We start from the raw sequence: 25,833 nt of genomic DNA on the forward strand, positions 1-25,833 counted from the left end.
TCATGGATGGTCCTTTGTAAGTGTCTGGTGCGCAACACGCTCGGTGTCAGATTCCTGCAGTTGTCAGTGCCGTCGATGTCGTCGACTCGCCGCGTGCGGTGCGCGCGGCGTTCATTCCGGCGATCCGGCCCATCGTGAGGGCGTTCGCCACGGCGTTGCCGCCGCCCACGTACCGGAGACCGAGGATGCCGGCTCCGGCCTCGCCAGCCGCGAAGAGTCCCGCGACCGGACGACCGGTCCGATCCAGTACCGATGCGTTGCTGTCGATCTCGACCCCCGCGTGCGTGCACACGAGTTCGGCGGGCAGCAACCGGGCGGCGTAGAACGGGCCCTGGTCGATCGGGTCCGGGTGGGCGGTCGATCCCTTGTTCGAGAGGGTGCGATGACGCAGGAAGTCGTCGTCGACACCGTTGGGGAGTTGGTCGTTCCACCGCGCGACGGCCGCCTCGAAAGCATCGGCGGGCACGCCCATCACGGCGGCAAGGTCCCCGAGCGTGTCCGCTCGGAGAGTGCGTCCGGCGTCGGCCTCGTCGAGAATCCGCTCCGGAGCCCAATCAGTATATCCCACAGGAAGATTCACGCGAGCATTCTCATCGAACACGACCCAGGCGCCGTCCGGCTGTGCGTCGATGATGCCGGTGGACACCGCGTACGACGCGTCCTCGTCCATAAACCGGCGGCCGTCGCCGTTGACGTAGATCCGTGACTTGGGCGGGAAGCCGGACTGCCAGTGGTGGTGGCGCTGGAAGTAGGCCGTCGGGAGCGTCAGGCCCCAGCCCTCACCGGTGACGGCGGCGTCGACCTGCTTCCCGAAGGCCAGATGATCGCCCTGACTACCCTCCGCGGCCACGACGAACAGCGAGTCGCCGCCCCGGTTCGCGAACGGATAGAGCTTGTCGACCAGGTCCTTGTTCTGTGCGAACCCGCCGCTGGCGATCACCACCGACGACGCGCGGACCTCGATGTCGTCGGCGACGACACCGGCGACCAGGCCGTCCTCGACGAGCAGCGACCGCACGCGGGTGTTCAGGACGACCTCGACACCCTGGTCACGGCGAGCCCTGTCGAGCACCTGGACCAGCCCGTAGCCCTGGTCCTTGGGCACGTGACCACGCCAGACGTCCTCGACGCCCGCCTGAGCCAGACCCGGCATGTGCGCGTTGGCCGACTCCCGGGCGGGGATCTCGACACCCAGTTCGATGAGCCACTCCAGGGTGGGACCGGCGTTCTCGCAGAACGCCCGGACCAGACCCGGCTTGAGCATCCAGTGGTTGAGATCCATGTAGTGCTGGAAGAACTTCTCGGCGGTGTCCTCGATGCCGAGGCCGCGCTGGACACTGGTGCCGGCGGCGGTGAACAGGCCCGCCGACAGCTGCGTCGAGCCGCCCAGTTCGGTCTGCGACTCGAACAGCAGCACCGATGCGCCCTGCTCGGCCGCGGACACCGCGGCCGCGAGTCCCGCTCCGCCGCCGCCGATCACGACGACGTCCCAGTTGTCTTCACTCATGAGAGGACTCCTTCCGTTTCGGCGAGGATGCGGTGGTACAGCCCGTTGGACACCAGGCCGCCGTCGACCGTGACCTCGCTGCCGTTCATGTACGTCGATCGGTCGGACAGCAGGAACAGCACCGCGTTCGTGATCTCGTCGACGGTGCCCATGCGTCCGGCCGGAATGCTCTCCAGCGAGGCCTTGACGAAGGCGTCGGCTCCCCCGACGAGAGCGGTGCCCACCAGTCCGGGGTGCACTGAGTTCACCCGGATGCCCCACTGTGCGAACTGTCCGGCCGCCGACTTCGACAGCCCGGTCAGCCCCCACTTGCTCGATGCGTATGCCGGCGAGAAGTAGCCGACCTGGCCGGAGATCGACGAGATGTTCACGATCGATCCGCCGCCGCTCTCCCGCATCAGCGGTGCGGCGGCCTTCATCCCGTAGAACGGGCCGAACAGGTTGATCCGCATGGTCAGTTCCCAGATGTCGTCCGGGGTGTCCATGAACTCGCGCCGACGGCTGATGCCGGCGTTGTTGACCAGGCCACCGAGTTCTCCTGTGACCGATCGGATCTCGTCGATCACGCGAGTCCATGCGGCGGAGTCGGCGACGTCGAGGTCGTGCGCCGACGCACTGCCTCCGGCGGCCTCGATCTCGGCCGTGACCGCGGATGTGTCCGCGACGTCGGCGACGCACACGTGCACGCCGCGCGCGGCGAGCGCCTTCGCATGATTGGCGCCCATGCCGCCGGCGGCGCCGGTGACGAGGACGACTCCGGGGTACGAAACAGCATCAGACATGGCGCGACCCACCGTCGACGGCGATGGAGTGGCCGGTGACGTAGCGGGCGCTGTCCGAGAGCAGGAACAGCATCGGACCGAAGACCTCTTCGGGCGAACCCAGCCGGTGCAGCGGCACGGAGTCCAGGGCGTTCGCCAGGGCGACGGGATCCTCCTGGACCCAGCGGGTCATCTCGGTGTCGATGTAGCCGGGGGCGATCGCGTTGACGCGGATTCCCTTGTCGCCCAGCTCGACCGCGAGCGATTCGGTGAGGTGCGCGACGGCCGCCTTCGACGTGCAGTACGCGCCGCGTCCGCGGCGGATACGCAGCGCGGACACCGACGACATGTTGACGATTGCACTGCCGGGCGCCATGTGACGTGCCGCGGCCTGCGCACCGAACAGCACGCCTTCGACATTGACGTCGAGGACGGCGGCGATCTGCTCCGCGGAGATCTCCTCGACCGGCGCGAACGGGAAGATCCCGGCGTTGTTGATCCAGAAGTCGATGCGGCCGAACTCCTTCAGCGCGGTCTGCGCGAGGGCCTCGTGCTCGTCGGCCTTGGTGACGTCGACGCGGGCACCGACGACACGGCCCGGAACGTCGGCGATCGAGGTCGCCGCGAGGGCGTCGTTGATCTCCTGCGCGGTGGCCGCCATCTGCTCTTCGTTGATGTCGGCACCGACGACGTCGACGCCGCGGGTGGCGAGACCGGCGGCGAAAGCCGCGCCCATCCCGCGGGCGGCGCCGGTGACGACGGCGACCTTGCCGGCCATCTCCGGGTATCGCGCGGTCATCTGAGACGCGTTGGTGCGGCCGGGGTTCTGGGTGTCAGCGTTGTCAGCCATGATCGGGTGTTCCTCCAAAAGCAATGTTCTACAATAGGTTCGAGGCACTCGCATACCGAGGCCTCGCAGGGGTCGACGGTCAGGCCGGTCGGGCCTGGTCGTCTCGCCGGACGGTGCGGCGCGCGATGCGCCACTGGCCGTCCTCTCGCACCACACGGTCCGTGACAGTGGTGAATCGCACGAGGCGGGACTCACCGCCGATCCGCGTCGCGACGATCTGCAGGTAGGCGCGGACGTCGAGCTCACCGTCTCCGCCGGGTTCGACGTCGATGTTGGTCAGGACGTGCCGGTGCGCCTCGCCTGCAGCGGCCGCGTTCGCGACGAACCCGTGCGCGAACTCGGTGAGGGCGACCGTGCCGACGACCGGGGCCGGGTAGCTGGGCGAGTGGAACTCCCCCTGCGCTGTGAAGGTGGCCGCCCACCGAGCCGCGTGCCCCTCGTCGATGAGGTGACTCTGGCGACCGTAGAGCTGGTGGATCTCCACGAACGCGGCCGCGGCGATGTCGGCAGCGCCAGTGATACCGGTCCCGGTCATTGAAACGAACTCCTCGGTCATTCGCCGGTACATCCCGATCGGGATTGCACCGTCACACGATGTGTGCGATAATCGAACGGCTAGTGCGATTAAGGTGAAGCGTAGGTGGCTCGTCTCACATGCGTCAAGGGAGGGATCCATGACATCGGCTCGTTCCGATGAGCACACGACCGAAAATGCAAGGAGAACGGGAGCCGTCCCGCTCGACTCGCGCATGTCGAAAACGCTGTACAACGGCCTCGAGATCCTCGAACTGCTGACGCAGCACAAGTACGGGTTGACGATCACCGAGATCGCCGACGGCATCGGGGTGCACCGGACCGTCGCGGACCGCCTCGTCCGCACCCTGGAGGCCCACCGGGTCTGCCGACGCACCGACAACAAGCGGATCCTGCTCGGCGCGGGACTCGTCACGCTCGCCGGCTCGGTGGAACAGGATCTGCGCGAGCTCGCACGTCCGGTGCTCGAGGAACTCGCCGACGTGACCTCCGCGACCGCCCACCTCGCCGTCCGGGAAGGTGTGGACGCCGTCCGCGCACTGATGGTCATCGAACCCCGCAACTCCCGCGCGCACGTCGGCTTCCATCCGGGTCAGATCGACCCCATCAACCGCGGATCGGCGGGTCTGGCGATGCTCGCGGTGCTCCCGCCGCGGGACGGCGAACGCCCCGAGGTCACCCGCGCACGTGAGCGCGGGTTCGCGGTCACCTCGGGCGAGGTGACCCATTCCGTCACCGGCATCTCGGCGGCCCTTCCGAACCGTCGCCCCGCCGACCTCGTCAGCATCGGCGTCTCGGTGTTCGACTCGTCCGACGAACAGAAGCTGGGCGAGGCCGTCATGGGCGCCGCCCAGAGGCTGGGATCCTTGCTGCTGCGCTGACCCGGTGCGGTGCGCGTCAGCGAGAATCCCTGACCCGCACCGCGACACCGGCGGCGACACACACCGCAGCGGCGGTACCCAGCACCAGCGGACTCATCGCCCAACCACCCACGTGTGTGGCGACGAACGCGACCGCAGGCGGGCCCACGATCGAGCCCACGTTCGACATCTGCACCACCAGCCCGTTGACCGGACCGATCTCGCTCGGTCCGGTCGCGGCCGCGGGCACCGCCGCGAACACCGCGGCCGGAAGGTGACCACCGAGCAGGGCGAAAGCCACCGCGGCCGCGTAGGTCAACGCGAACGGCGCCCAGCCCGCGTAGACCACGACGGCGGCCAGGCCCATCGATGACGCCGCGACCGCGATCAGCGTTCCGGGCCGCGCGCCCCGGTGCAGCAATAGCCCGGCGCTGACGTTGCCGACGATGTTGCCGAGCACCACCAGCGCCGTCAGCACCGCGGCCGACGTGTCCGCCCACCCGCCGGCGGCGTACATCGTGGGCAGGAAGCCGATCACCGCGAGATACTGCAACGAGTAGGTCCCGAACGCGATCGCAAGGAGCATCGCGGCCGAGTTGCGCCAGACCGGTGCGGATTTCGTGACCGCGGACGCCCCCGATGCCGCAGCCGGGGTTGGCACGACCGCGAGAACCATTGCCGCGCAGGCGAGCAGAGCCGCGGCGTTCACCGCCCACAGCCCGCGCCACCCGAGCGCGCCGATCGCCGCCGGCCCGGCGAGGATCGCGACGAACTGGCCGAGCGGCATGTAGATCCCCCACACACCGAGAGCCAGGCGTCGGTGCCCCTCCCCTGTAGCGGAGGTGATGAGCGCCGGAGCCGACACCGCCACGCCCATGAAGCCGAGCCCCTCGAGGATCCGGGAGAACAGCAGGACGGGTGTCGCGGGACAGACTGCGCCCAGGGCGGCGCCGGCCGCCAGGACGACCAGAGCGAGCGCGAGCATCCGCCGTCGTCCCCACCGGTCGACGTATCCTCCTGCGGCACTGCCCATCAGGGCGCCGACGAACGTGTAGGACGAGAGCAGCACCGCCGACGTTGTCAGGCTCATCCCGAGGTCGTCCCGCACCACCGGCAGCGCGACGATGACCTTGCCGACCTGACTCGCGGCCAGCACGCCCGCGCTCAACGCAACCGCGACGACGCCCCACGAAGACGCGGTCGGGGCCGCCGGCGTGCGCCGTGCGGCCCCGATCGTGGGGGCCCTCTCAGGCACCGATGGTGGCACCCGTGTTCTCGTCCGCCGGAACAATGAGGGACGGATCCGCGGCAGCCGCGACGGCTTCCTCGAACTCTCGCTGCCCGACCTGCGATCCGAGCACGAGCGCGAGGCGCGCCAGGAAGCCCTCGCGGTCCGATTCGGCGACCTGGTCGAGTGCGTCGGACAGGCCCATCCACACGTTCTCGCGGCGCAGTTCGGCCGGATCGATCTGCGGTCCGCTGTCCACGGCGGCGGACGCGCCGGCCGGGGCATCGCCCTGGCCGAGGTGCCGCGCGACGTCGTCGATGCGGTCGACACCGTCGATGCGGCACAGCAGCACGCCGTCGGGGCGGATGACGAAGATCTCGCCGTCACGGGCGCCGAGCGCCGCGGCCACCTGCCCGTCCGCGTCCGGCAGGACCGCGACGGAGGACGCGGATGCGTCGGCGCCGACGAGAATGGCACGCACCGACTCCGGCGCGAGCGCACCTGCGAGCGTGGCGGCGGCCGCCGCGAGGGCGGCGGCGTCGACGTTCACGCCGAGCACCGCGAACCCGTTGCCGCGCAGCACGTTCAGCGACGTCTCGACACCGTCGGCGGTGGTCACCCGGCGATCCTCGACCGGGTCGCCCGCAGCGACACCCGAGGCGTCGGCCGGGGTCGGCCACGTGAGCGGCGAGATCCGCGCGTTGGTGGCGCTGGACTGACGCGGGTTGATGAGGTGGCTGAACTCGGGGCGGGTCACCGACAGGGCGAGGATCGCGTCACGCGTCGTGAGGTAGCCGTGGCTGCCGGGCGACATGATCAGCGTGCTCTTGCCGGCGTTCGCGACGTTCTGCCGCCATGCGTCGTGGCGTTCCACCGAATACGCCTGCAGCAGTGCGGCATCTGCGTTCCCGTGGATCACCGCCGCCAACTGCCAGGCGAGGGTCTCGGCGTCCTCCATGCCCGAGTTGAGGCCGCGGACACCGAAGATCGGCACGAGGTGCGCCGCGTCGCCGGCGAACAGGATCCGGCCGTGGGTGAAGTTCTCGAGCGCGAGCGCGCGGGCGCTGTAGAAGCCGTGCCACTCGAGCGTCCACGGCAGGTCGTTCTGCAGCCACTCGAGGTGCTTGGTGATGCGATCGCGGATGCGATCTTCCTGCGTCTCGATCTCGGCGTCCTCGGACGGATCCAGCTGGTAGTCGATGCGCCAGATGTTCTTCGGCTGCTTGTGCATGATGATCGTCGAGCCGGGGTTGCTCGGCGGATCGAACCAGACCATGCGCTCGGCAGGCAGTTCCGACTCCCAGTGGATGTCGGCGATGACGTAGCGCCCGTCGTAGTTGTTGCCCTGCAGGCGCAGTCCGGCGAGCTCGCGCATGCGGCTGCGCCCACCGTCGGCGGCCACGACCCAGCGGGCGCGCAGGTGGCGCGTGCCTGCCGCGCAGTCGACCTCGAGAGTGACCTCGTCGCCGGCGCGCAGCACGCCCGCGATGCTCGCGGACCAGTGCAGCGTGATGAGCGGGTTGGCCTCGATCGTGTCGACCATGATCTGCTCGAACTCCGACTGGGAGACGTTGATCATGGGCGGGCGGACGTCGTGATCGGCGTTGCGCATCTGGAAGTGCAGCACCTGCTCGTCCCGATAGAAGCTGCGGCCACCGACCCACGGCAGCACGATCTTCTCGAGCTCCGCACCGAAGCCGAGGCGCGCGGCGGCCTCGAGGCTGTGCCGAGAGATGCAGATCGCGCGGCTGCCGAACGAAACCTGGTCGGCCGCTTCGAGGATCGTGACCGGGATGCCCCGCTGCGCGAGACCCAGGGCGACGGCCATGCCGACGGGGCCTGCGCCGACCACCACGACCGGGAGGGCCTCGTCGGTGGGAGTCATCGACGCGAAGTCCGATGCCGGGTACTTGCTGGGCTGGTAGTAGGTCGACATGCTCAGACCGCTTCCTGCTCGATCGGACGGGAGGGCTGGGCGCCGGGGACCTTCAGCACGAGGATGCTGGCGAGACTGATCAGGGCGATCAGCACGAAGTAGCCGGTGATCGCGAGCGAGGTGCCGAAGCCGGCGAACAGCGCGGTGGCGACGATCGGTGCCAGGCCACCACCGAGGATGGCTCCGACCTGGTAGCCGAGCGAAGCCCCGGAGTACCGGATCGCAGGCGGGAACAGTTCCGCGAACAGCGCGGACTGCGGGCCGGCGCAGCAGCCGAGGATGAAGCCGAGACTGATCATCGCGGCGGCCATGACCGGGAGAACGGCGGTGTCCATCAGCGGGAAGAACACGGCGGCGGCGATCACCAGCGCGATCGAGCTGCGGACGTAGACGGTGCGGCGGCCGAGCGTGTCGGACTTCCACGCGCTGAAGGCCATGCCCGCCATCCAGAAGGGGCAGGACCCGATCAGCAGGAACAGCATCGTGGTCTTGCTGAAGCCGAGTTCGGTCTCGCCGTACTTGAGCACGTAGACCATGTAGGCGTAGGCGATTCCGTTGGTCGCGATGAACGTGCCACCGGCCAGCAGGACCGTCTTCCAGTGCTTGGTGAGGACCTCCATGATCGGCAGCTTGGACGACTGCTCCTGATCCTTGGACTCCTGGAACTCGTTGCTCTCCTCGAGCCCGAGGCGGATCCACATCGCGACCAGGACGAGGACGGCGCTCAGCAGGAACGGGATGCGCCAGCCCCACGCCTTGAACGTCTCGTCGCTCATGAACGCGGTCAGCGGCAGGTAGACGAGGTTCGCGAGGAGGACACCCGCGGGCACGCCGATCTGGGGTGCGGCGCCGTAGAGACCCTTGCGGCCCTCTGGGGCGTTCTCGGTGGCGACGAGCACAGCGCCGCCCCACTCGCCGCCCACGCCGAGGCCCTGGATGAAGCGCAACGTCACCAGCAGGATCGGGGCGAGGACACCGATCGCGTCGTAGTTGGGAAGCACACCGATGCCGACGGTCGCGAAGCCCATGAGCAGCAGCGAGATGACGAGCATCGACTTGCGGCCGACACGGTCACCGAAGTGCCCCATGACGACGCCACCGATGGGGCGCGCGATGAATCCGACGGCCAGAGTCGCGAACGACGCCAAGGTGCCTGCGAGGTCCGACGAGTTCGGGAAGAACTGGTGTCCGAGTACCAGTGCGGCGGCGGTGCCGTAGATGAAGAAGTCGTACCACTCGATCGCGGTGCCGACGAAGCTGCCCAACGCGGCCTTGCGGGCCTTGTCGTGCAACTCCCGCGGCGGAGCCGCGGCCATGGTTGCAGTCATGGTTCGGTGCCTTTCAACTCTTGATGCGTACACCGGACGAGCCCAAACTGCACGCGTGCCGATAACCGGCCTGCAGGACATCTTGACCTGGATCACATCGCGTGAAAAGCGCAAGAAGTCGAGATTGAAATGCAGAAATCCTGTGGTTCAGAACGGAACGGACTCGCCGTCCGCCGCGAACTGGACGAATGCGCGCGCCGCCCGGCTGAGGAGCGCGTCCTGGGACCACACCAGCAGGATGTCCACGGGGTCGATCGGCGGGTTGACCTCGGGCCGGACCGCCAACTCGAGACCCTCGTAGGTGACGTCGAACTGGGGACGCTGGATCAGCAGGGTCCAACCCAGACCGCGGCCGACGAGTGCGCGCGCGGTTTCGAAGTTCTTGGGCCGGTATCGGATTCGCGGGGTGAAGCCGGCTTGGCTGCACATCTGCAGCGCGTGGAACGAGCTGGGCGGGGCGTCGAGCAGCACCATCGGCTCCTCCGCGAGCTCGGCGAGCTCGAGCACCGGCCGGTCGGCAAGCCGATGCCCCGGAGGGAGCAGGATCGCGGGCCGGCGGGTGTCCATCCGGACGCGGCGCAACTCCGGCGACAGGTCGAGGTCGTAGACGATCGCGAGGTCCAGCTCGCCCGACGTCAGCCGGCGGGTCAGGCGGTCCTGGTTGTCCTCGACGAAGTCGACGCCCACCCTCGGGTGCTGCTCGCTGAACTCGTAGAGCAGCCGCGGCAGCAGCGTCGGCCCCAGCGAGGAGTAGCACCCGATCGCCAGCGGTCCGGTCAGCTCACCTTCCGCCCCCGCCGCAGCGGCCTCCAGGTCACCGGCCTGCTCCAGCAGGGCCCGCGCCCGCAGCAGGACCCGCTCGCCGGTCGGGGTCAGCTGGACGCCGTGCGCCCGTCGGCGCACACAGAGTTGGGCGCGCAGTCCTCGTTCGAGCTCGGTGACGGCGAGCGAGACGGCCGACTGGGACACGTGCAGCCGTTCGGCTGCCTCCCGGATCGTGCCGGTCTCCGCTACCGCGACGAACACGAACAACTGCCTCATCGTGTAGGCCGGGGGCCGCGCCGCGCTGGTCATCGTCACCTCCCGGCCACCGATTCTCGCACCTCGCCGGAACGGCCGGCGCGGCGGCAACTCGGGATGCTCGGGCGTTCAGCCCTGCTCCGGCTCGACCTCCACGAGTTCGCCCGGCAGCCACGACCCGTCGAACCAGGGTTGCAGGGGTCCGTAGAGCCGGAGCATCGGGAACCAGCTCTTGGTCGGGAGCGTGCGGATCCAGTTCGCGTCCCGTCCGGGGGGCGGTGTCGGCCCGAACCACAGGACGGTCGAACCATCGGATTCGGGCTCGACGGTCCCGCTCAGGCTCATCAGGCTCGGGTAGGGGTTGTCGGTCTGGATCAGTGATCTCGTCTGGGTGTCGTACAGGTCCACCGACCAGAAGTTCTTCGCGGGCGGGTTCGGAGGCAGGGTGAGGCGGTAGAACTTGCCGCCGTCGAGGATCCGCCCCTGTGAGTCCTCGGCCGTGTAGGCGTACGCGGACCCGGCGCCGATCTGCGCGTGCGCCATCGCCGGGGTGATCACGGTGGCGAAGTAGTGGAACTGGGTCCGCGCGTCCAGCAGCCGGGCGTGGTTGTGCAGGAACTCGTAGCTGCCACCGACGAACGCCTGCTTCCACGAGGAGCCCGCGCTCACGAAGCTGTCCGGGTCGCGGGGGAAGTAGACGAGCGCCCGGCTGATGCCGGCTGCGGTCCGGGCCGCGGTGTCCAGGATTCCGCGCAGCCTGTCGTCCGGGGCGAAGCGACTGCCGTGCCTGATGCCGATCGCCGCGAGCTGGCCCGCTCGTTCGGGATCGAGCGACTCCGCGGGCTCCTCCTGGACCAGTTCGTCGATCTCCTCGAAGAAGGAGAAGTCGTTCGCGTGCACCGTGTTGAACTTCTTGTCGGCGACGTTGACGAAGTTCATGTCGGGCGGGTTCGCGGCGTCGGAGAGCCGGTAGACGCGGGTCTGCTTGATCGCCTCGACCCCGCCCAGCGCCCGGAAGACGGCCCAGTTGGTGAAGGTGGGCGTGCGGTGGACGAAGTAGCCGTCCGGCTCGTCGCCCTCGTAGTCGGGCGGAAGGAAGAGATATTTGCCGCCCTTGCCCTTGTCCGGCCCGGCGATGCCCATGTCGGCGACGTAGCGGAACCAGAAATCGTCGACCACACAGAGTGATTCGGTGGGCGGCTCGACGACCACCGGTCCGTCGCGCAGATCGAGGAACATCGTGGCGTAGGTGGTCTCGGTGTTCGGCGTCAGGAAGTAGCTGCCCGAGTTGGCCCGCGGGTCGGTGTAGGCGAGCGTGCTCAGGCCGTCGATGCCCACGCTGCGAAAACCGCGCCGCATTGCGACGAGCGAGGCACCCGGCACGGCGTTCAGGAAGACTTCGACGCCGCGCAGGAAGTCGAGCCCGTCGTACAGCCTGGTCGTGGTCTCGGGCAGTGGGACCCCGTCGAAGAATTCGAACGTCCCGATCGGCGTCCGGACCCGGTCGGGTACGCCGATCCCGGCGAGGGCCTGCGCGAGGGCGTCACCTGCGTCGTTCACATGATCTCCCTGTGGTGCGGATGCGTGGGTTTCGACACCGACGCTAGGTACACGCCGGCACCGGTCACCTCATCCACAGGGGGTGAGCCGACCCCGGCGGCCGGCGCACCGCCCCGTACCGGTGGGCCCTTCCGATCCGAGGCCGGGCGACAAGGACTCGCCGGGAGGGCTACCGCAAACGCGCAGCGAGGGGAATACTCGCCAGTAGGCTTTCAGCGATGTTCCCGTCGAGGAGGGGATCATGGTGTCATCGGCCCAGGTCAGCGAGGAACAGGCACGCGCGGTCGCCGAGGAGGCCCGCGAGAGCGGCTGGGAGAAACCCTCGTTCGCCAAGGAACTGTTCCTCGGCCGGTTCCGGCTCGACCTGGTGCACCCGTTCCCCCGCCCCACCCCGGAGGAGGGCGCCCGCACCGAACAGTTTCTCGTGAAACTTCGCGACTACTGCGAGGGCCTGGACGGATCGGTGATCGAACGCGACGCGGTGATCCCCGACGAGTACGTCCGCGGGTTCGCCGAGCTGGGCTGCTTCGGCCTGAAAATCCCCGAGGAGTACGGCGGTCTGGGGCTGTCCCAGGTGGCCTACAACCGGGTCCTGATGCTGGTCGGATCGGTGCACCCGAGCCTCGGCGCCCTGCTGTCCGCCCACCAGTCGATCGGCGTTCCCGAACCCCTCAAACTGGCCGGCACCGACGAACAGAAGCGGAGATTCCTGCCGCGCTGCGCGCAGGGCGCACTGTCCGCATTCCTGCTCACCGAACCGGACGTCGGATCGGACCCGGCACGGATGGCCTCGACGGCCACCCCGACCGAGGACGGGACCGCGTACGAGATCGACGGTGTCAAGCTCTGGACCACGAACGGGGTGGTCGCCGAACTGCTGGTGGTGATGGCGCGGGTGCCGCGCAGTGACGATCACCGCGGCGGGATCAGCGCGTTCGTGGTCGAGGCCGACTCCCCCGGCATCACCGTCGAGCGCCGCAACGCCTTCATGGGCCTGCGCGGCATCGAGAACGGTGTCACCCGGCTGCATCGGGTGCGGGTACCCGCCGAGAACCTGATCGGACGTGAGGGCGACGGCCTCAAGATCGCTCTGACCACCCTGAACGCGGGGCGGCTCGCGCTTCCCGCGATGTGCACCGCCGCCGGGAAGTGGTCCTTGAAGATCGCCCGCGAATGGTCCGCGGAGCGCGTGCAGTGGGGTCGTCGGGTCGGCGAGCACGGCGCGGTCGCGGCAAAACTCTCCTTCATCGCGGCCACCACCTTCGCACTGGAGGCGACGCTGGAATTGTCGGGCCAGATGGCCGACGAGGGCCGCAACGACATCCGCATCGAGGCCGCGCTGGCGAAGCTGTGGGCCAGCGAGATGGCCTGCCGGATCGCCGACGAGCTGATCCAGATCCGCGGCGGCCGCGGTTACGAGACCGCGGAGTCGCTGGCCGCCCGCGGGGAACGCGCCGTGCCCGCCGAGCAATTACTGCGGGATCTGCGTATCAACCGGATCTTCGAGGGCTCGAGCGAGATCATGCGACTGCTGATCGCGCGGGAGGCCGTCGACGCGCACCTGAGCGCCGCCGGCGACCTGGCGGACCCCAAGGCCGACATGCAGCACAAGGCGAAGGCGGCACTGGGGGCCAGCGGCTTCTACGCCAAGTGGCTGCCACACCTGGTGTCCGGCAAGGGCCAACTGCCCAACTCGTACGGCGAGTTCGACACGCTGGCAACACATTTGAGATTCGTCGAGCGCAACGCGCGCAAGCTGGCGCGGTCCACCTTCTACGGGATGGCCCGCTGGCAGGCCGGCATGGAGAAGCACCAGGTGTTCCTCGGCCGGGTCGTCGACATCGGCGCCGAGTTGTTCGCGATGTCCGCGGCCTGCGTGCGCGCGGACATGGAACGCACGCGCGATCCGGCCCGCGGCGCGAGTGCGATCGAGCTGGCCGACGCGTTCTGCCAGCAGTCCCGGCTGCGCATCGACCGCCTCTTCGCCGGCCTGTGGGAGAACACCGACGAACTCGACCACCGCGTGGCCGGCAACATCCTCGGCGGCGAGCACACCTGGCTCGAAGCCGGGGTGCTGGACCAGAGCGAGGGCACCGGACCGTGGATCGCGTCCTGGTCGCCGGGACCGTCGACCGAACCGAACCTGGCCCGCCGGTTCGCGAACGCCCCGGTCGAAACGTGACCCGGACCGGTCAGATCATGTTGTCCTCGACCGGCAGCCCGAACGCGCCGCGCCCGTAGAGGCTCAACGCCCGTTCGAGGTCGTTGGCGACGTGCACGCCTCCCGCGTGCGCGTCCCGCCACGCCCGCTCGACCGGGTTGCCTGCGTCGAGGGAGTTGCCACCGGACATCTTGAACAGCCGGTCGATGGCGTCGAGGGCCCGTTCGGTACCCATCACCTGGTCGCGCCGGGCCCGCAGCCGCATCTGCATCGGTATCTCGGCGCCGGCCGACGCCACGTCCATCAATGCGCGCACATTGCGGTCCATCTGCAGGATCGATGCGTCGATCTCCGACGAGGCACGGGCGATGCCCACCTGCGCGAATTGGTCCTCCGCGAACCGCCCGCCGCCGAGGCTCAGCCGTACCCGGTCCCGCATCCGTGCCAGGAACTCCTCGTAGCAGCCGTAGACGACGCCGAGCACCGGGGCGGCGATCGTGGAGGTGAACACCGTCGCGAACGGGATCCGGTACAGCGGTCCCGTGTTCACCTTCTGTCCGGGGCCTCGCAGCTGGGAGAACTCGTAGTTTCGCATCACCCGGTGGTCGGGCACGAACGCCCGTTCCACGAAGATCTCGTTGCTGCCGGTGCCGCGGAGCCCGACGGAATCCCAGACGTCGCGGATCTGGTAGTCCGACCGCGGCAGCAGCATCGTGGTGTTGTCGATCGGGTCGCCACGGTCGTCGACGAGCATGCCGCCGAGCAGCGCCCACCCGCAGTGGTCCACCCCGGACGAGAACCGCCAGCAGCCCATCACCTCGTAGCCGCCCTCGACCCGAACCATCGTGCCCACCGGGGCGTACGACGACGCGATCAGCACGTCGGGGTCCTCGCCCCACACGGCGGCCTGCGCCTCGTCCTCGAACAGGGCCAGGTGCCACGGGTGCACGCCGAGCACCGCGGTGACCCATCCGGTGGAGCCACACGCCCCGGCGATCGCGCGAACCGTCTCGTAGAAATGCACCGGGTCGGACTCGAAGCCGCCGTACCGGGTCGGTTGCAGCATGCGGAACACCCCGGTCTCGACCAGTGCCGCGATCGTCTCGTCCGGCACCCGGCGGGCATCCTCCGTGGCGCGAGCCCGTTCCGCGATGGTGGGGAGCAACTCCCGCACCCGACCGAGTACCTCGTTGTCCATTTGACCAATGTTATCGGCTCGTCCTACGTCGAATCGTCCGGCGCACGGCCAACGGTCCCGGCCAGTGAGATCCCCGCGGGTGCCCGATTACCGGCGTCGTTAGCGTCCGAAGTCATCAATCGTGTCGCCCGGAGGCGGCACCGCCCGACGGGAAGGATGAACCGTGACCAGCACGCAGTCCGCGCACGACGAAGTTCGCGTGATCGAGGCCGGGGCCGCGCCGACGAGGTTCGCCCGCGGCTGGCACTGCCTCGGACTCTCCGAGAGCTTCCGCGACGGCAAGCCGCACAGCGTCGAGGCCTTCGGCACCAAGCTCGTCGTCTTCGCGGACAGCGAGGGCAAGCTCAGCGCCCTCGACGCCTACTGCAGGCACATGGGCGGCGACCTGAGCCAGGGCACCGTCAAGGGCGACTCGATCGCCTGCCCCTTCCACGACTGGCGCTGGGGCGGCAAGGGCAAGTGCACGTCGATCCCCTACGCCCGTCGCGTGCCCCCGCTCGCCCGCACCCGCGCCTGGACGACCCTCGACCAGGACGGCATGCTGTTCATCTGGCACGACCCCGAGGGCAAGGCGCCGACCGAAGAGGACATGTACATCCCTCGCATCGAGGGCGCGCTCAGCGACGAGTGGACCGAATGGGTCTGGTACACGACCGAGGTCGACACCAACTGCCGCGAGATCGTCGACAACATCGTCGACATGGCGCACTTCTTCTACGTGCACTACTCGTTCCCGACGTTCTTCAAGAACGTCTTCGAGGGTCAGGTCGCCAGCCAGTTCATGCGCGGCGTGGCCCGCGAAGACATGCGTCCTCACGCCGCGAACACCCCGAAAATGCTCGGCAGCCGCTCGGACGCCTCCTACTTCGGCCCGTCGTTCATGATCGACGACCTGGCCTACCAGTACGAGGGCTACGACGTGGAGTCGATCCTCATCAACTGCCACTACCCGGTCTCGCCGGACAAGTTCGTGCTGATGTACGGCATGATCGTCAAGAAGTCGCCGGTCCTCGGTGACAAGGCGCTGGAGACGGCGCAGAAGTTCGGCGAGTTCATCGCCAGGGGCTTCGAGCAGGACATCGAGATCTGGAAGAACAAGACCCGGATCGAGAACCCGCTGCTGTGCGAGGAGGACGGCCCGGTCTACCAGCTGCGCCGCTGGTACGACCAGTTCTACGTGGACCGTGCCGACGTCACCACCGAGATGGTCGACCGCTTCGAGCACGAGATGGACACCACCAAGGCCGTCGCCTCCTGGCAGAAGGAGGTCGAGGCGAACCTCGAAAGGGCCCGCGAGAATGCAGCCGCTGGAGTGTGACGCCTGCGGGGCCTGCGTGCAGGTCCTCAAGCACAGCTGGGAACACACCGCCGTGCAGTGGACCGAGACCGCGCAGGACACCTGCCGGGAGATCCACGAATGGACCGGCCGCGAGGGCCGGCCCGGTGCGCCGGTGATGCGCTGCGAGGCGCTTGCCGCGTCCATCCAGCGCGCCGCGCTCGACGGACGTCTCTCCATCACCAACGAGGACCCCGTCCCGACGCCCCAAGTGGCACACTGACATCGCCTGAATCGACGACAGGATCCTTCATGATCGACATCAACCAGTACGGCCCGTGGGCCGTCATCGCCGGCGGCTCCGAGGGCGTCGGCGCGGCGTTCGCGGACGAGCTCGCCGGTGCGGGCTTCAACCTCGTGCTGATCGCCCGTAAGCCGGGCCCCCTCGAGGAGACCGCGGAGAAGGTGCGCTCGCACGGCGTCGAGGTCCGCACCCTGTCCCTGGACCTTCTCGCCGCGGACGCCCTCACCCAGATCCGCGCCGTCACCGACGACGTCGAGGTCGGGCTGCTGATCTTCAACGCGGGCGCCAATTCCTACGGGCACGAGTTCGTCACCGGCGATCTCGACGGCTTCCGCGGCGTGATCGACCTGAACATCACCAAGCAGCTCGAGCTCTCGCACCACTTCGGCGCACTGATGAAGGAGCGCGGCCGCGGCGGCATCATGCTGCTCGGCTCGCTGGCCGGCTACATGGGCTCCGAGCACCAGAGCATCTACGCGGCGTCGAAGGCTTTCAGCCGGGTGTTCGCGGAGAGCCTGTGGCTCGAGCTCGAGCCGCACGGCGTGCACGTCGTCGAGCTGGTCCTCGGCGTCACCCGCACCCCCGCGATGATCCGTGCCGGACTGAACTTCGACGTTCCCGGCATGATCGTCCAGGAGCCCGAGGACGCGGCCCGCGAGGGTCTCGAGCACCTCACCGACGGCCCGGTGTGGGTCGCCGGCGGCAACTACCAGGGCGCCGTCAAGCGCGCCGGCTTCCCCCGCGACAAGCTCGTCAAGGGTGCCGCGGAGACCATGCGCAAGCTGCTCAATCGCAAGTAGAACCGCGAAAACGCCTGTTCACGGCGGTGGCCGCGCCCCTACCCTGGGGTGCGGCCACCGCCGTTTCTCGTCGGGTCGTTGACATTTCGACCATTCGCCCCGGCAACGGTCGCCGCGCACGGTAGGTTCGGCGCACCCGCCCAGCGACCGCCGAGGGAGAACCGATGTTCCGTGCCGGACCGATCCGTGCCTGGCAGCGCCACGCCCTCCGCGTCGGGGCGCTCGGCGTGTCCCTCGCCGCGCTGGTGGCAGCTCCTGTCGGACCGTCCGGTGCCGTGCCCGACACGGGCAGTATCGGCGGGGGCAGCGCCGCCAGCTCCGACGGCGGCAGCGTCAGCGCCGGATCGGCGATTCCCGGCCCGCTGCAGCAGCAGCCTCCGGCCCCGCCCGCACTGCGCGACGACATCACCGTGCCCACGATCGTCCGGGAGAGCAGCCGGTCGGGACAGTACGTCCGGTTCGTCGTCGCGTCCCCCGCACTGCGCCGCGAGGTCGGCGTGGAAGTGCTGCTACCGAAGGATGATTCGGCACCCCGGCCGACCATCTACGCCCTGGAAGGCGTCGACGCGCCCGAGGGTTACAGCGGCCTGCGGGACCTCGGCGGCGCCCGGGAGTTCTTCGCCGACAAGAACGTCAACGTCGTACTGACGAACGGCGGTGTGGCGAGCCTCTACTCCGACTGGGAGCAGACCGATCCCACTGTCGGACTGCACAAGTGGGAAACGTTCATCACCGAGGAACTGCCCCCGCTGATGGACGCCCGACTGAAGACCAACGGCGTCAAGTCGCTGCTCGGCGTGTCGATGGGCGCACAGGGCGCGATGATGCTCGCTCACCGCCATCCCGGCATGTACCGCGGAATCGCGGTGCTCAGCGGCTGCTATTCCACGATGGATGACGTCGGCCGCCTCAGCGTGCTCGAGACGATCTCATCCCGCGGCGGGGACCCGGCGAACATCTGGGGCGAGATCGGCGGGCCGGGCTGGGCCGAGCACGACTCCGTCCTCGGCGCGGAAGCGTTGCGGGGCATGGAGATCTACGCATCGGCGATGACCGGAATCCCCGGACGCCACGAGGATCCGGCCTCGACCGACCTCACGGACCGCGTGCTCATCGGCGGCCCGATCGAAGCGGCGTCGAACACCTGCACCCGACGTCTGCAGTCGCGGCTACGGGAACTCGGCATTCCCGCGACGTTCCGCTACGAACCCACCGGCGTGCACGCCTGGCCCTACTGGAAGGACCAGCTCCCGGACACGTGGCCGACGCTTGCGCACTCGCTGGGTCTGAGCAACCCCTGAGGGGCACCCGGAAGACGACCAGATAATGTTTTCTGCTGGGATCGGTATATTGTTTGCATGGCGCGTACAGACAAATGGGCTTCACTCAGCACGCAAATACGGGAGGCCCTGCGCGCGGACCTCCTGAGCGGGAAGTGGGAACCCGGAAGAAGGCTTCAGGTCGGCGAGCTCTCCAAACGATACGACGCCAGCACCACCGTGATGCGCGAGGCCCTCACCAGGCTCGCTGGCGAGCAGCTTGTCTCCTTCGTTCCCAATCACGGCTTCTTCGTCGCTCAGTTGACGCTTGACGAACTCCAGGACCTCACCGAACTGCGCTGCCGGATCGAGGGGTTCGGTGTTGCTCTCGCCATCGAGCGTGGAAGCCTCGCTTGGGAATCGGAGCTGATCGGCGCTCACCACAGGCTGGAGCGAACGCCTCGCCGCAGAGTCGACGACCCGCATCACATCAGCCCTGAGTGGCTCGAGGCCCACCAGGACTTCCATGCAAAGATTCTGGAACCGTGCCGCGTCTCGGCGCTTACCGACCTGGCGGCAACGCTCGCCGATGCCACCGTTCTTTATCGGCAGTGGACTGCACCCTCGCAGGCTGCAGAATCACGCGATATCGAAGCGGAGCACCGGGAGATCCTCGAGGCCGTGCTCGCTCGTGACGCGGCAACCGCCGAGAAGCTGTTGCGCGAGCACTACACGAGCACGACAAGGGTCATCGCACAGTCGCTCGGCTGATCCCGCGAGAGCGCAACCACCCGGACACGGTCGACCGGGACGAACTTCAGACGCTGCGGGTGGCCCCGCCGTCAACGCGAATGTTCTGTCCGGTGATGTAGCTCGACTCCTCGCCGGCGAGGAAGCGCACGGTACAAGCAATCTCCTGCGTGCTGGCAGCCCTGCGCAGCGGGATGCGCTGGGTCCACTCGGGTGCGACCGTGGAGGGGTCGGCGACGGTCCACCCCGGAAGGACGTTGTTCATGCGAATACCCGACGGCCCGTACTCGTCGGAGTAGAGCTTGGTGAACGAGGCGAGCCCGGACCGGAATGTCGCCGACACCGGATACCGCGGGTTCGGCTCGAACGGCGAGCTGGTGGAGATGTTCACGATGCTGCCACCACCGGCCTCGAGGAAATGGGGAGTCACCACTCGGGCCATCCGGACGACATTGAGCAGGTAGCCCTCCATGCCGTCCTGCCAATCGCTGTCGGTCAGATCGAGCACACCACCGGTGGCGCCATGCCCCGAGTTGTTGACCACGGTGTCGATCCGGCCGAACTCCGACAAGGCCAAGTCGACGACGGCCCGCAGGTCGTCCTCGGAACGGTTCGTTCCGTCGACTCCCACACCGCCGAGTTCCTCGGCGAGTTTGCGACCGCGCCCGGACGGCGACAGGATCGCCACCTGATAGCCGTGTTCGTGCAACTCCGTGGCGACGGCGGCACCGATGCCCGAGCCACCTGCGACAACAACTGCTGCCCTCTGCGTCATGAGTTTTCGTCCTTGCTCAGTTCATCGGCGCGGCGCGCGATGAGCGCCTCGACGGCGGACGCCGACAGATCGGCGAATTCGGCGAAGTCGATTCCGTCTCCGGCACACGCCGCGATGTAGAAGCCGTCGGTGAGGGCACGACCGAGCACGACCATCTTGCGGCCGAACTCCGGATCTGCGGCGAGGACCTCGGCCGGGATCTGCGGCTCCACCCGCTGCACCATCAACTCGAACATCTGCTCACGGACCTCGAGGTACTTCTGCCGCGCCTTGTTGTCCTCGAGACGACGTTCCAAGGCGAACATCAGGGCGAGGATCCAGAACGCCTCGGCCTTGTTCTCCGGGTTGGCCGAACCGCCCGCCGATCCGGCGATGCTGCGACGCAACAGGTCACGGTTCGTCGGACCGGTGTGGTCCTGCTTCCAGATCTCGAAACAGAATTCGATGAGCTTGGCGAAGAGCTGTTCCTTGTTCTCGAAGTGCCAGTAGACCGAGCCGATCGGCAGCCCGGACCGCCTGGCCACCTCGGCCATCGTGGTGCCCTCGTAACCGGCCGTGACAGCGAGACTCAACGCCGCCTCGAGAATCGCCCGCTCGTTCTCCGGGGTCGATTGGTGAATCCGACGTCTCGCCATTCCACTCTCCTCACCGCATTCACAAACTACGAAATACTTCAATATCGTCCCGACCCGGCACCGACCAAACCTATCGGTCGCTCGCCTCCATAACGGCCAGGTCATCAACAGGAACCGTGCGAGCGCCGCTCTCCTCGACCGCGAGGAGGCGCGGACTCGCCGACTGCCACACGGGAGCAGTGCCGGCACCGTCACGGACGAACGGGACGATCGCGTCCCGGAATGCCGCCCGCACGCACTCGAAGACGTCCCGATCGAGGCCCTCCATCATCGGTGCGTCCCGCCAAGCGTGACGATCCCCGAAGAGGAACGGAAGCGTGAAGCAGTGCGGCGACAGGGCCCGCTCCAGAGGACTGCGCACACCGAGCCGCATCAGTCGCGTCGGAACCGCCGCGTACTGCGCAAGATCGTATGCCACCGACTGGAATTGCCACCACGTCATCGCGGCCACAGCCTGCTCGTACCCGGGCTTCCGGCCGGCGGTGTGCTCGAGCACCGATTCGGGCGCACGGAAGGAGCGCGTGACGAAGTCCTCCAGTGCCGCCCGTGTGAACTCCTCCGCGGGTTTTGCCCTGAGGAATGCCGCAGACTCGTCGGCGGTGGTGAGCACCAGCAGCGCGGAGGTGTGCAGGTGGGCGGCGCTCGACCTCGGCGCGCCCAGCCATCCGGGTGCCTGGGGCCCGGCAGCCGGAGCAAAGGCGAAGCCCGCACCGCGGTAGCCCAGCACCGTGGCGCGCTGCGCTGCCAGAACGGACTCGACTGGGGCAGTGGCGATCCGCTCCGGTGCCAGCGCCGAAGCGAACGCCACACGCCGAGCCGCGTGGTCGTCCGCGGACAACGGTGCGAGGCGCGGGACGCTGACCAGCAGCGTGCGGGCGAACATCCCCCGGGTACCGGGCAGAACGCTGAGCGCATGCGCGTACCACGCACCAGCGGAGTCCCCGGCAATCGTGACATTGGCGGGATCGCCGCCGAACGCGGCAATGTTGTCCCGCACCCAGCGAGCCGCCCCCTCGAGATCTCGAAGGGGCCGGGCCGAGGCGGCGGCATCGCCTGCGCCGCAGAGATGTCCGAGCGCACCGATCCGATAGCTGACCGTGACGAGCACGATCCGTCCGCTGCGGACGAGATCATGAGCGTCGTACCAGCGTGACTCGCCGGAGCCGGTGGTGAATCCGCCGCCGGGGACGAACAGCAGCACCGGCAGGCCGACGGCGTCGACAGGTGCCTGGATCCGCAGCGAGAAGGCATCCTCGTGCTTGGGCAGTTCAGCGAGCGCCGGTCCGAGGATCCCGTCGAGCACCCCACTGACCTGAGGGAATGCGGTCGGCGGCGACTGTGCGACGGTCGGCGGCCCCAGCTCGGAACCACGATCGGCCGGGTCGAGCCGCGCCCCGTACCGCACACCGCGGGCGTCGATGACCCCGTCGGCGACGTCGGCGCGGACAACGCCGCTGCTGACTGCGAACTCCCTGATGTCCGCACTCACGGAGGTCACGGCAGGAAGGTGTAGTCGTCCGGGTCCACGCGCTCGGTGATCTTCCAGTATTCGGCGTTGGTGTAGGGCCACACCTGCGAGACCCTGCCGACACTGTTCTGGTACCAGCTACGCACGTAGGGCTGGCCCCACGCCATCTGGCGGTTCTCTCGGTCGACCCACTCCACGAAACGATCCAGCGCCTCGGGGGTGACGTCGAGGGCCTTGACGCCGCGTTCGAGGACCTCACGAACCGCCTCGAGCGAGTACTCCGCCGCGCGCTCGAGCATGAAGTGCAGGCTGCCGGCGACGACACCACCGATATTGGGGCCGTACAGCATGAAGAAGTTCGGGTAGCCCGGCACAGTGATGCCGTTGTAGGCGCGAGCGTCATCCTTCCAGTACTCGTGGATCTCGGCCCCACTGCGACCGGTCACCTCGATACCGTCGAGATAGTCCGACGGCTTGAATCCGGTTGCGTAGATGATGAGGTCGACCTCGTGATGCTCGCCGTCGGCAGTGCGAACACCGGTCTCGGTCAACTCCACGATGCCGTGCGTCGACACCCGGGTGTGTTCGGCCATCAACGCTTTCGCCCACACACCGTTGTCACGCAGCATCCTCTTCGCTCCCGGTGGGTAGGACGGGATCGCGATCTCCAGCAGGTCCGGCCGGCCCTCGAACTGCTCGGTCAGCCGGGCGATCAGCTCCTCACGCACCTGCTGGTTCTTCACTGAAACACTCAATGACGCACCGTGCCAGTCTTTTTCGGCACGAACAGTGTGGAACCGACCCGGGGTTCCCTGCGTGATCACCCACAGTCGGTACCACTGCCCGTAGTAGGGCACCTTGCGCACCAGCCAGGCGAACGCCTCCGAGTGGTTGTCGTGGTAGGTCGGCGCGGGAAGCATCCACGGCGCGCTGCGCTGGAAGACGGTCAGCGACGCCACCTCGTCGTAGATCGCCGGCACGATCTGATAGGCACTGGCACCGGTACCGATGACGGCGACCCGCTTGCCACGCCAATCGTAGGAGTCGTCCCACTCCTGCGAGTGCATGGTGACACCGCGGAAGCGTTCGGCCCCGGGGAAGTCTGGGATGTTCGGAATATCCAACTGCCCGACCGCGCTGATGATCGCTTGGAACGTTCGGGTGCGTTCGACGCCGTGCGAGTCGCTGGTCACCACCACCCACTCGCCGGCTTCGTCCCAGCGTGCACTCACCAGTCGGGTACCGAACTCGATCAGCTCGGTGAGCCCGGCGCGATCGGCGACCGTGCTCAGGTAGTCGTCGATCTCCCCGCCCTCGGCGAACTGGTGGGGCCAGTCGACGCGCTGCGCGAAGGAGTAGGAGTATCCGAAAGTCGGTGTGTCCAGGCGCACTCCGGGATAGTGGTTCTTCTGCCACGTGCCGCCCATCCGGTCGGCGGTGTCGATCATCGTGAAGGGCACGCCGGCCTGACGGAAGCGGTGCCCGGCGGCGATACCGGAGACGCCCGCACCGACTATGAGCACCTCGAAGCGGCGTCCCGCGGCGATGTCGTCGTACCGCCAGTCCGGAGCGGCGCCCTTGTCCTCGGCCAGGTCGAGTTCGTGCTTGAGCGAGTCGACCCAGTCGGGGTTGCCGCCGGTGAGATAGCCAAGCACATCGGCGACGGCAGGATCGGACAGCATGTCGACACGCGTGATCCGCTCGTCGCGGATGCGGCGCAGCCCTTCCGCGACGAGCTCGCGGGCCCGGTGCTGCTGAGCCTCCGACATGCCACCGTGCGGGTGTCCGATCGTGTCGACGGGCGTCAACGGTGGGCGCAGGTCCTCGGTGAGGATGGTGGTGTCACCGGTTGCGGCAGCGATGGCCACCAGCAGCGAGGGAAGATCGGCCTTGTGAGCGATCTCCTGCAGGAAGTCGTCGGATTCGGTGATCGGCTCGTACTCGTCGCGCCAGAACAGGTCGTCGTAGCGGTCGATACCAGAAGTGCTCATCTGCTCTCTTTCCTCCGGGAGCGGTCGACGCTGCGCGAGAAGTCGACGTAGGTCCGTAGTGCGGCGACCACCCGCGCCTCGTCGGCAGCGGTGAGCACAGCCGCGACGTAGCGGTCCGGGCGAACGACGACGGCGTGGGGCACGCCGAGCGGGCGGGTCGGGTCGACAAACGCGCCGCTGAGATCGGTCAGATCGCAGGGACCCGCCTCCTCCGGGCCACGGTGGTGGCCGCGTGGGAGAAGGCGCACGCGCGGAACTCCGTTCCAGAACGGATCACGTGCGACCCGACCGGTCCCGAGTTCGAGGATCGCCCATCCGGTGCCGAGATGCGCGTCGAGGGGCGAGGTGGTGCCCTCGGCGGTCTCGACCGTCGGCTGGCTCATGGCCTTGCCGACGGCTTCTGCGAGGCTGCGGTCCACCTCACGTCCCGGCTTGACGGCGACACCGTTCGCATAGTCCGGCGGGGTGATGAACCGCATGGAGGACAGATAGGCGTGGACCGGCGGGAACAACCGAGCCACGGTGAAGACGGCGTCGCGGGCGACGGCGGCGACACCGCGGGCCATGACGATCGAACCGGTGACGTGCGAGATGCGCACCATCTTCTTGGCGTGGGTGCGACGTTCGGACTCGTAGCTGTCGAGAAGGCGCTCGGTGCCGACACCGTCGAGCACGGCCCGCAGTTTCCATGCCAGGTTCGACGCGTCGCGCAGACCGGCGTTGAGTCCCTGGCCCGAGAACGGGGGCATGAGATGGCCGGCGTCACCGACGAGGAACGCCCGTCCGACCCGGTAGGTCTTGGCGAGCCTCCGGTGGGCGACGTAGACGACTGCGCGCCGGATGTCCTCCGGGGTCACCTGTGGGTGGAACGGAAGGACCAGTTCGCGGATCTTGTCCGGGCGGGTGATCTCCTCGGCGTCATCGCCGGGGAGCATCATGAATTCCAGACGCAGTCGTCCCTTGATGCCGGGGACGTAGACGTACGGCCGGCTGCCGTTGCCGTGGAACTCGGCGTAGGGCTCTTTCGCGCGGGTGGTGTTCAGCAGATCGATGACCACCCAGCGTTCTTCCTGGGTCGATCCGACCAGGGGCACGCCGAGGGCATCGCGGGTGAAGCTGCGGCCTCCGTCCGCGCCGGCCAGCCACGATCCGACGACGGTCGAGGTGACACCTTCCTCGGAGCGGGTGGTCACCGTGACGGTGGTGCCGTCCTGGGTGATCGCGACCGCGCGTTGGCCCATGCGAAAGTCGATGTCGGGGTGTTCGACCGCCCTGTCCCACAACAACTGTTCCAGTACGGGTTGGTCGAACTGCGACTTGGCGGGGTGTCCGGTGCGGGACGCAACGGGCTTGGACTGGGCGAGCATGCGGTCGCCGAGGCCGAAGTAGCGCGCGCCGGTGTCCAGATAGGACTCGGCTTTGAGGTCGTCCGCCAGCCCCAGACGGTCGAGAATGCGGAAGGACTCGTCGGCGATGCTGATTGCACGGGGCAGGTCCCCGGGTACGGTCATCGGTTCGATCACCGAAACCCGGGCGCCCTCGTCGGCGAGGAGCAGGGCAAGGGTGAGCCCCACGGGGCCACCGCCGACGATGACCACATCTGCATCAATATTCTTCTGCTGCATATTCATT

The 25,833-nt window shown here is 68.2% G+C and carries 22 protein-coding genes; 7 read left to right on the forward strand and 15 right to left on the reverse strand.

Features of this window, described 5'->3' with window-relative positions:
- Positions 1–46: 46 nt before the first annotated feature.
- The 4 genes from ACWEPG_RS01895 to ACWEPG_RS01910 form a co-directional block, all read right to left on the reverse strand.
- Positions 47–1,507, reverse strand: coding sequence for an FAD-dependent oxidoreductase (locus ACWEPG_RS01895; RefSeq protein ID WP_452593748.1), 1,461 nt, complete (start codon positions 1,505–1,507; stop codon positions 47–49).
- Positions 1,504–2,289 (reverse strand): SDR family NAD(P)-dependent oxidoreductase, encoded by a 786-nt coding sequence (locus tag ACWEPG_RS01900; protein ID WP_452593749.1) that lies wholly within the window; start codon positions 2,287–2,289, stop codon positions 1,504–1,506. The genes ACWEPG_RS01895 and ACWEPG_RS01900 overlap by 4 nt, the downstream gene beginning before the upstream one ends.
- Complete coding sequence (locus ACWEPG_RS01905) at positions 2,282–3,118, reverse strand: SDR family NAD(P)-dependent oxidoreductase (RefSeq protein WP_452593750.1); 837 nt, start codon at positions 3,116–3,118, stop codon at positions 2,282–2,284. The genes ACWEPG_RS01900 and ACWEPG_RS01905 overlap by 8 nt, the downstream gene beginning before the upstream one ends.
- Positions 3,119–3,197: 79 nt before the next feature.
- Entirely contained in the window at positions 3,198–3,653 is a 456-nt protein-coding gene (locus tag ACWEPG_RS01910) for a nuclear transport factor 2 family protein (RefSeq protein WP_450113065.1), read from the reverse strand.
- 214 nt (positions 3,654–3,867) lie between these two features.
- On the opposite strand from ACWEPG_RS01910, the gene ACWEPG_RS01915 reads away from it, so the two are divergent.
- Complete coding sequence (locus ACWEPG_RS01915; RefSeq protein WP_450113066.1) at positions 3,868–4,533, forward strand: IclR family transcriptional regulator; 666 nt, start codon at positions 3,868–3,870, stop codon at positions 4,531–4,533.
- Positions 4,534–4,549: 16 nt separating this feature from the next.
- On the opposite strand, the gene ACWEPG_RS01920 is transcribed toward ACWEPG_RS01915, so the two are convergent.
- The 5 genes from ACWEPG_RS01920 to ACWEPG_RS01940 form a co-directional block, all read right to left on the reverse strand.
- Positions 4,550–5,767 (reverse strand): MFS transporter, encoded by a 1,218-nt coding sequence (locus tag ACWEPG_RS01920; protein ID WP_452593751.1) that lies wholly within the window; start codon positions 5,765–5,767, stop codon positions 4,550–4,552.
- Complete coding sequence (locus tag ACWEPG_RS01925; RefSeq protein WP_452593752.1) at positions 5,760–7,676, reverse strand: FAD-dependent monooxygenase; 1,917 nt, start codon at positions 7,674–7,676, stop codon at positions 5,760–5,762. The genes ACWEPG_RS01920 and ACWEPG_RS01925 overlap by 8 nt, the downstream gene beginning before the upstream one ends.
- Before the next feature lie 2 nt (positions 7,677–7,678).
- On the reverse strand, positions 7,679–9,004 hold the full coding sequence (locus tag ACWEPG_RS01930; protein WP_450113069.1) for an MFS transporter: 1,326 nt from the start codon (positions 9,002–9,004) through the stop codon (positions 7,679–7,681).
- 147 nt (positions 9,005–9,151) lie between these two features.
- Positions 9,152–10,078, reverse strand: coding sequence for a LysR substrate-binding domain-containing protein (locus tag ACWEPG_RS01935; RefSeq protein WP_450133597.1), 927 nt, complete (start codon positions 10,076–10,078; stop codon positions 9,152–9,154).
- A 75-nt stretch (positions 10,079–10,153) separates the two neighbouring features.
- Positions 10,154–11,584, reverse strand: coding sequence for a DUF1254 domain-containing protein (locus ACWEPG_RS01940; protein ID WP_452593753.1), 1,431 nt, complete (start codon positions 11,582–11,584; stop codon positions 10,154–10,156).
- Between the two features lie 241 nt (positions 11,585–11,825).
- Here ACWEPG_RS01940 and ACWEPG_RS01945 point away from each other — a divergent pair, with 241 nt between their 5' ends.
- The gene (locus ACWEPG_RS01945) at positions 11,826–13,766 is read left to right on the forward strand and encodes an acyl-CoA dehydrogenase family protein (RefSeq protein ID WP_450113072.1); all 1,941 of its coding nucleotides are present in this window, start codon (positions 11,826–11,828) and stop codon (positions 13,764–13,766) included.
- 10 nt (positions 13,767–13,776) lie between these two features.
- Here ACWEPG_RS01945 and hsaA read toward each other — a convergent pair whose 3' ends face one another.
- Positions 13,777–14,943, reverse strand: coding sequence for a 3-hydroxy-9,10-secoandrosta-1,3,5(10)-triene-9,17-dione monooxygenase oxygenase subunit (gene hsaA, locus ACWEPG_RS01950; RefSeq protein WP_450133600.1), 1,167 nt, complete (start codon positions 14,941–14,943; stop codon positions 13,777–13,779).
- A gap of 163 nt (positions 14,944–15,106) precedes the next feature.
- Between hsaA and ACWEPG_RS01955 the strand changes: the two genes are divergently transcribed.
- The 5 genes from ACWEPG_RS01955 to ACWEPG_RS01975 all read left to right on the forward strand — a co-directional run bounded on the left by ACWEPG_RS01955 (position 15,107) and on the right by ACWEPG_RS01975 (position 19,353).
- Positions 15,107–16,261, forward strand: coding sequence for a Rieske 2Fe-2S domain-containing protein (locus tag ACWEPG_RS01955; protein ID WP_450113074.1), 1,155 nt, complete (start codon positions 15,107–15,109; stop codon positions 16,259–16,261).
- Positions 16,242–16,502, forward strand: coding sequence for a hypothetical protein (locus ACWEPG_RS01960; protein WP_450133601.1), 261 nt, complete (start codon positions 16,242–16,244; stop codon positions 16,500–16,502). The genes ACWEPG_RS01955 and ACWEPG_RS01960 overlap by 20 nt, the downstream gene beginning before the upstream one ends.
- 29 nt (positions 16,503–16,531) lie before the next feature.
- Positions 16,532–17,323, forward strand: coding sequence for an SDR family NAD(P)-dependent oxidoreductase (locus ACWEPG_RS01965; protein WP_450113076.1), 792 nt, complete (start codon positions 16,532–16,534; stop codon positions 17,321–17,323).
- Between the two features lie 164 nt (positions 17,324–17,487).
- A complete protein-coding gene (locus ACWEPG_RS01970; RefSeq protein ID WP_452593754.1) occupies positions 17,488–18,624 on the forward strand; it encodes an alpha/beta hydrolase in 1,137 nt (378 codons plus the stop codon).
- A 57-nt stretch (positions 18,625–18,681) separates the two neighbouring features.
- Entirely contained in the window at positions 18,682–19,353 is a 672-nt protein-coding gene (locus ACWEPG_RS01975; protein ID WP_450113078.1) for a GntR family transcriptional regulator, read from the forward strand.
- Positions 19,354–19,399: 46 nt separating this feature from the next.
- Here ACWEPG_RS01975 and ACWEPG_RS01980 read toward each other — a convergent pair whose 3' ends face one another.
- The 5 genes from ACWEPG_RS01980 to ACWEPG_RS02000 all read right to left on the reverse strand — a co-directional run bounded on the left by ACWEPG_RS01980 (position 19,400) and on the right by ACWEPG_RS02000 (position 25,832).
- Positions 19,400–20,107, reverse strand: coding sequence for an SDR family oxidoreductase (locus ACWEPG_RS01980; RefSeq protein ID WP_452593755.1), 708 nt, complete (start codon positions 20,105–20,107; stop codon positions 19,400–19,402).
- Positions 20,104–20,742 carry a TetR/AcrR family transcriptional regulator gene (locus ACWEPG_RS01985; RefSeq protein ID WP_452593756.1) on the reverse strand — a complete coding sequence of 213 codons (639 nt, stop codon included), beginning with the start codon at positions 20,740–20,742 and terminating at the stop codon, positions 20,104–20,106. The genes ACWEPG_RS01980 and ACWEPG_RS01985 overlap by 4 nt, the downstream gene beginning before the upstream one ends.
- A gap of 70 nt (positions 20,743–20,812) precedes the next feature.
- On the reverse strand, positions 20,813–22,240 hold the full coding sequence (locus tag ACWEPG_RS01990; protein ID WP_452593757.1) for a carboxylesterase family protein: 1,428 nt from the start codon (positions 22,238–22,240) through the stop codon (positions 20,813–20,815).
- Entirely contained in the window at positions 22,237–24,201 is a 1,965-nt protein-coding gene (locus ACWEPG_RS01995; protein ID WP_452593758.1) for a flavin-containing monooxygenase, read from the reverse strand. The genes ACWEPG_RS01990 and ACWEPG_RS01995 overlap by 4 nt, the downstream gene beginning before the upstream one ends.
- Positions 24,198–25,832 carry an FAD-dependent monooxygenase gene (locus ACWEPG_RS02000; RefSeq protein WP_452593759.1) on the reverse strand — a complete coding sequence of 545 codons (1,635 nt, stop codon included), beginning with the start codon at positions 25,830–25,832 and terminating at the stop codon, positions 24,198–24,200. Before ACWEPG_RS02000 ends, ACWEPG_RS01995 begins: the two co-directional genes overlap by 4 nt.
- Between the last annotated feature and the right edge of the window lies 1 nt (position 25,833).

The sequence above is a fragment of the Rhodococcus sp. NPDC004095 genome (assembly GCF_053604015.1).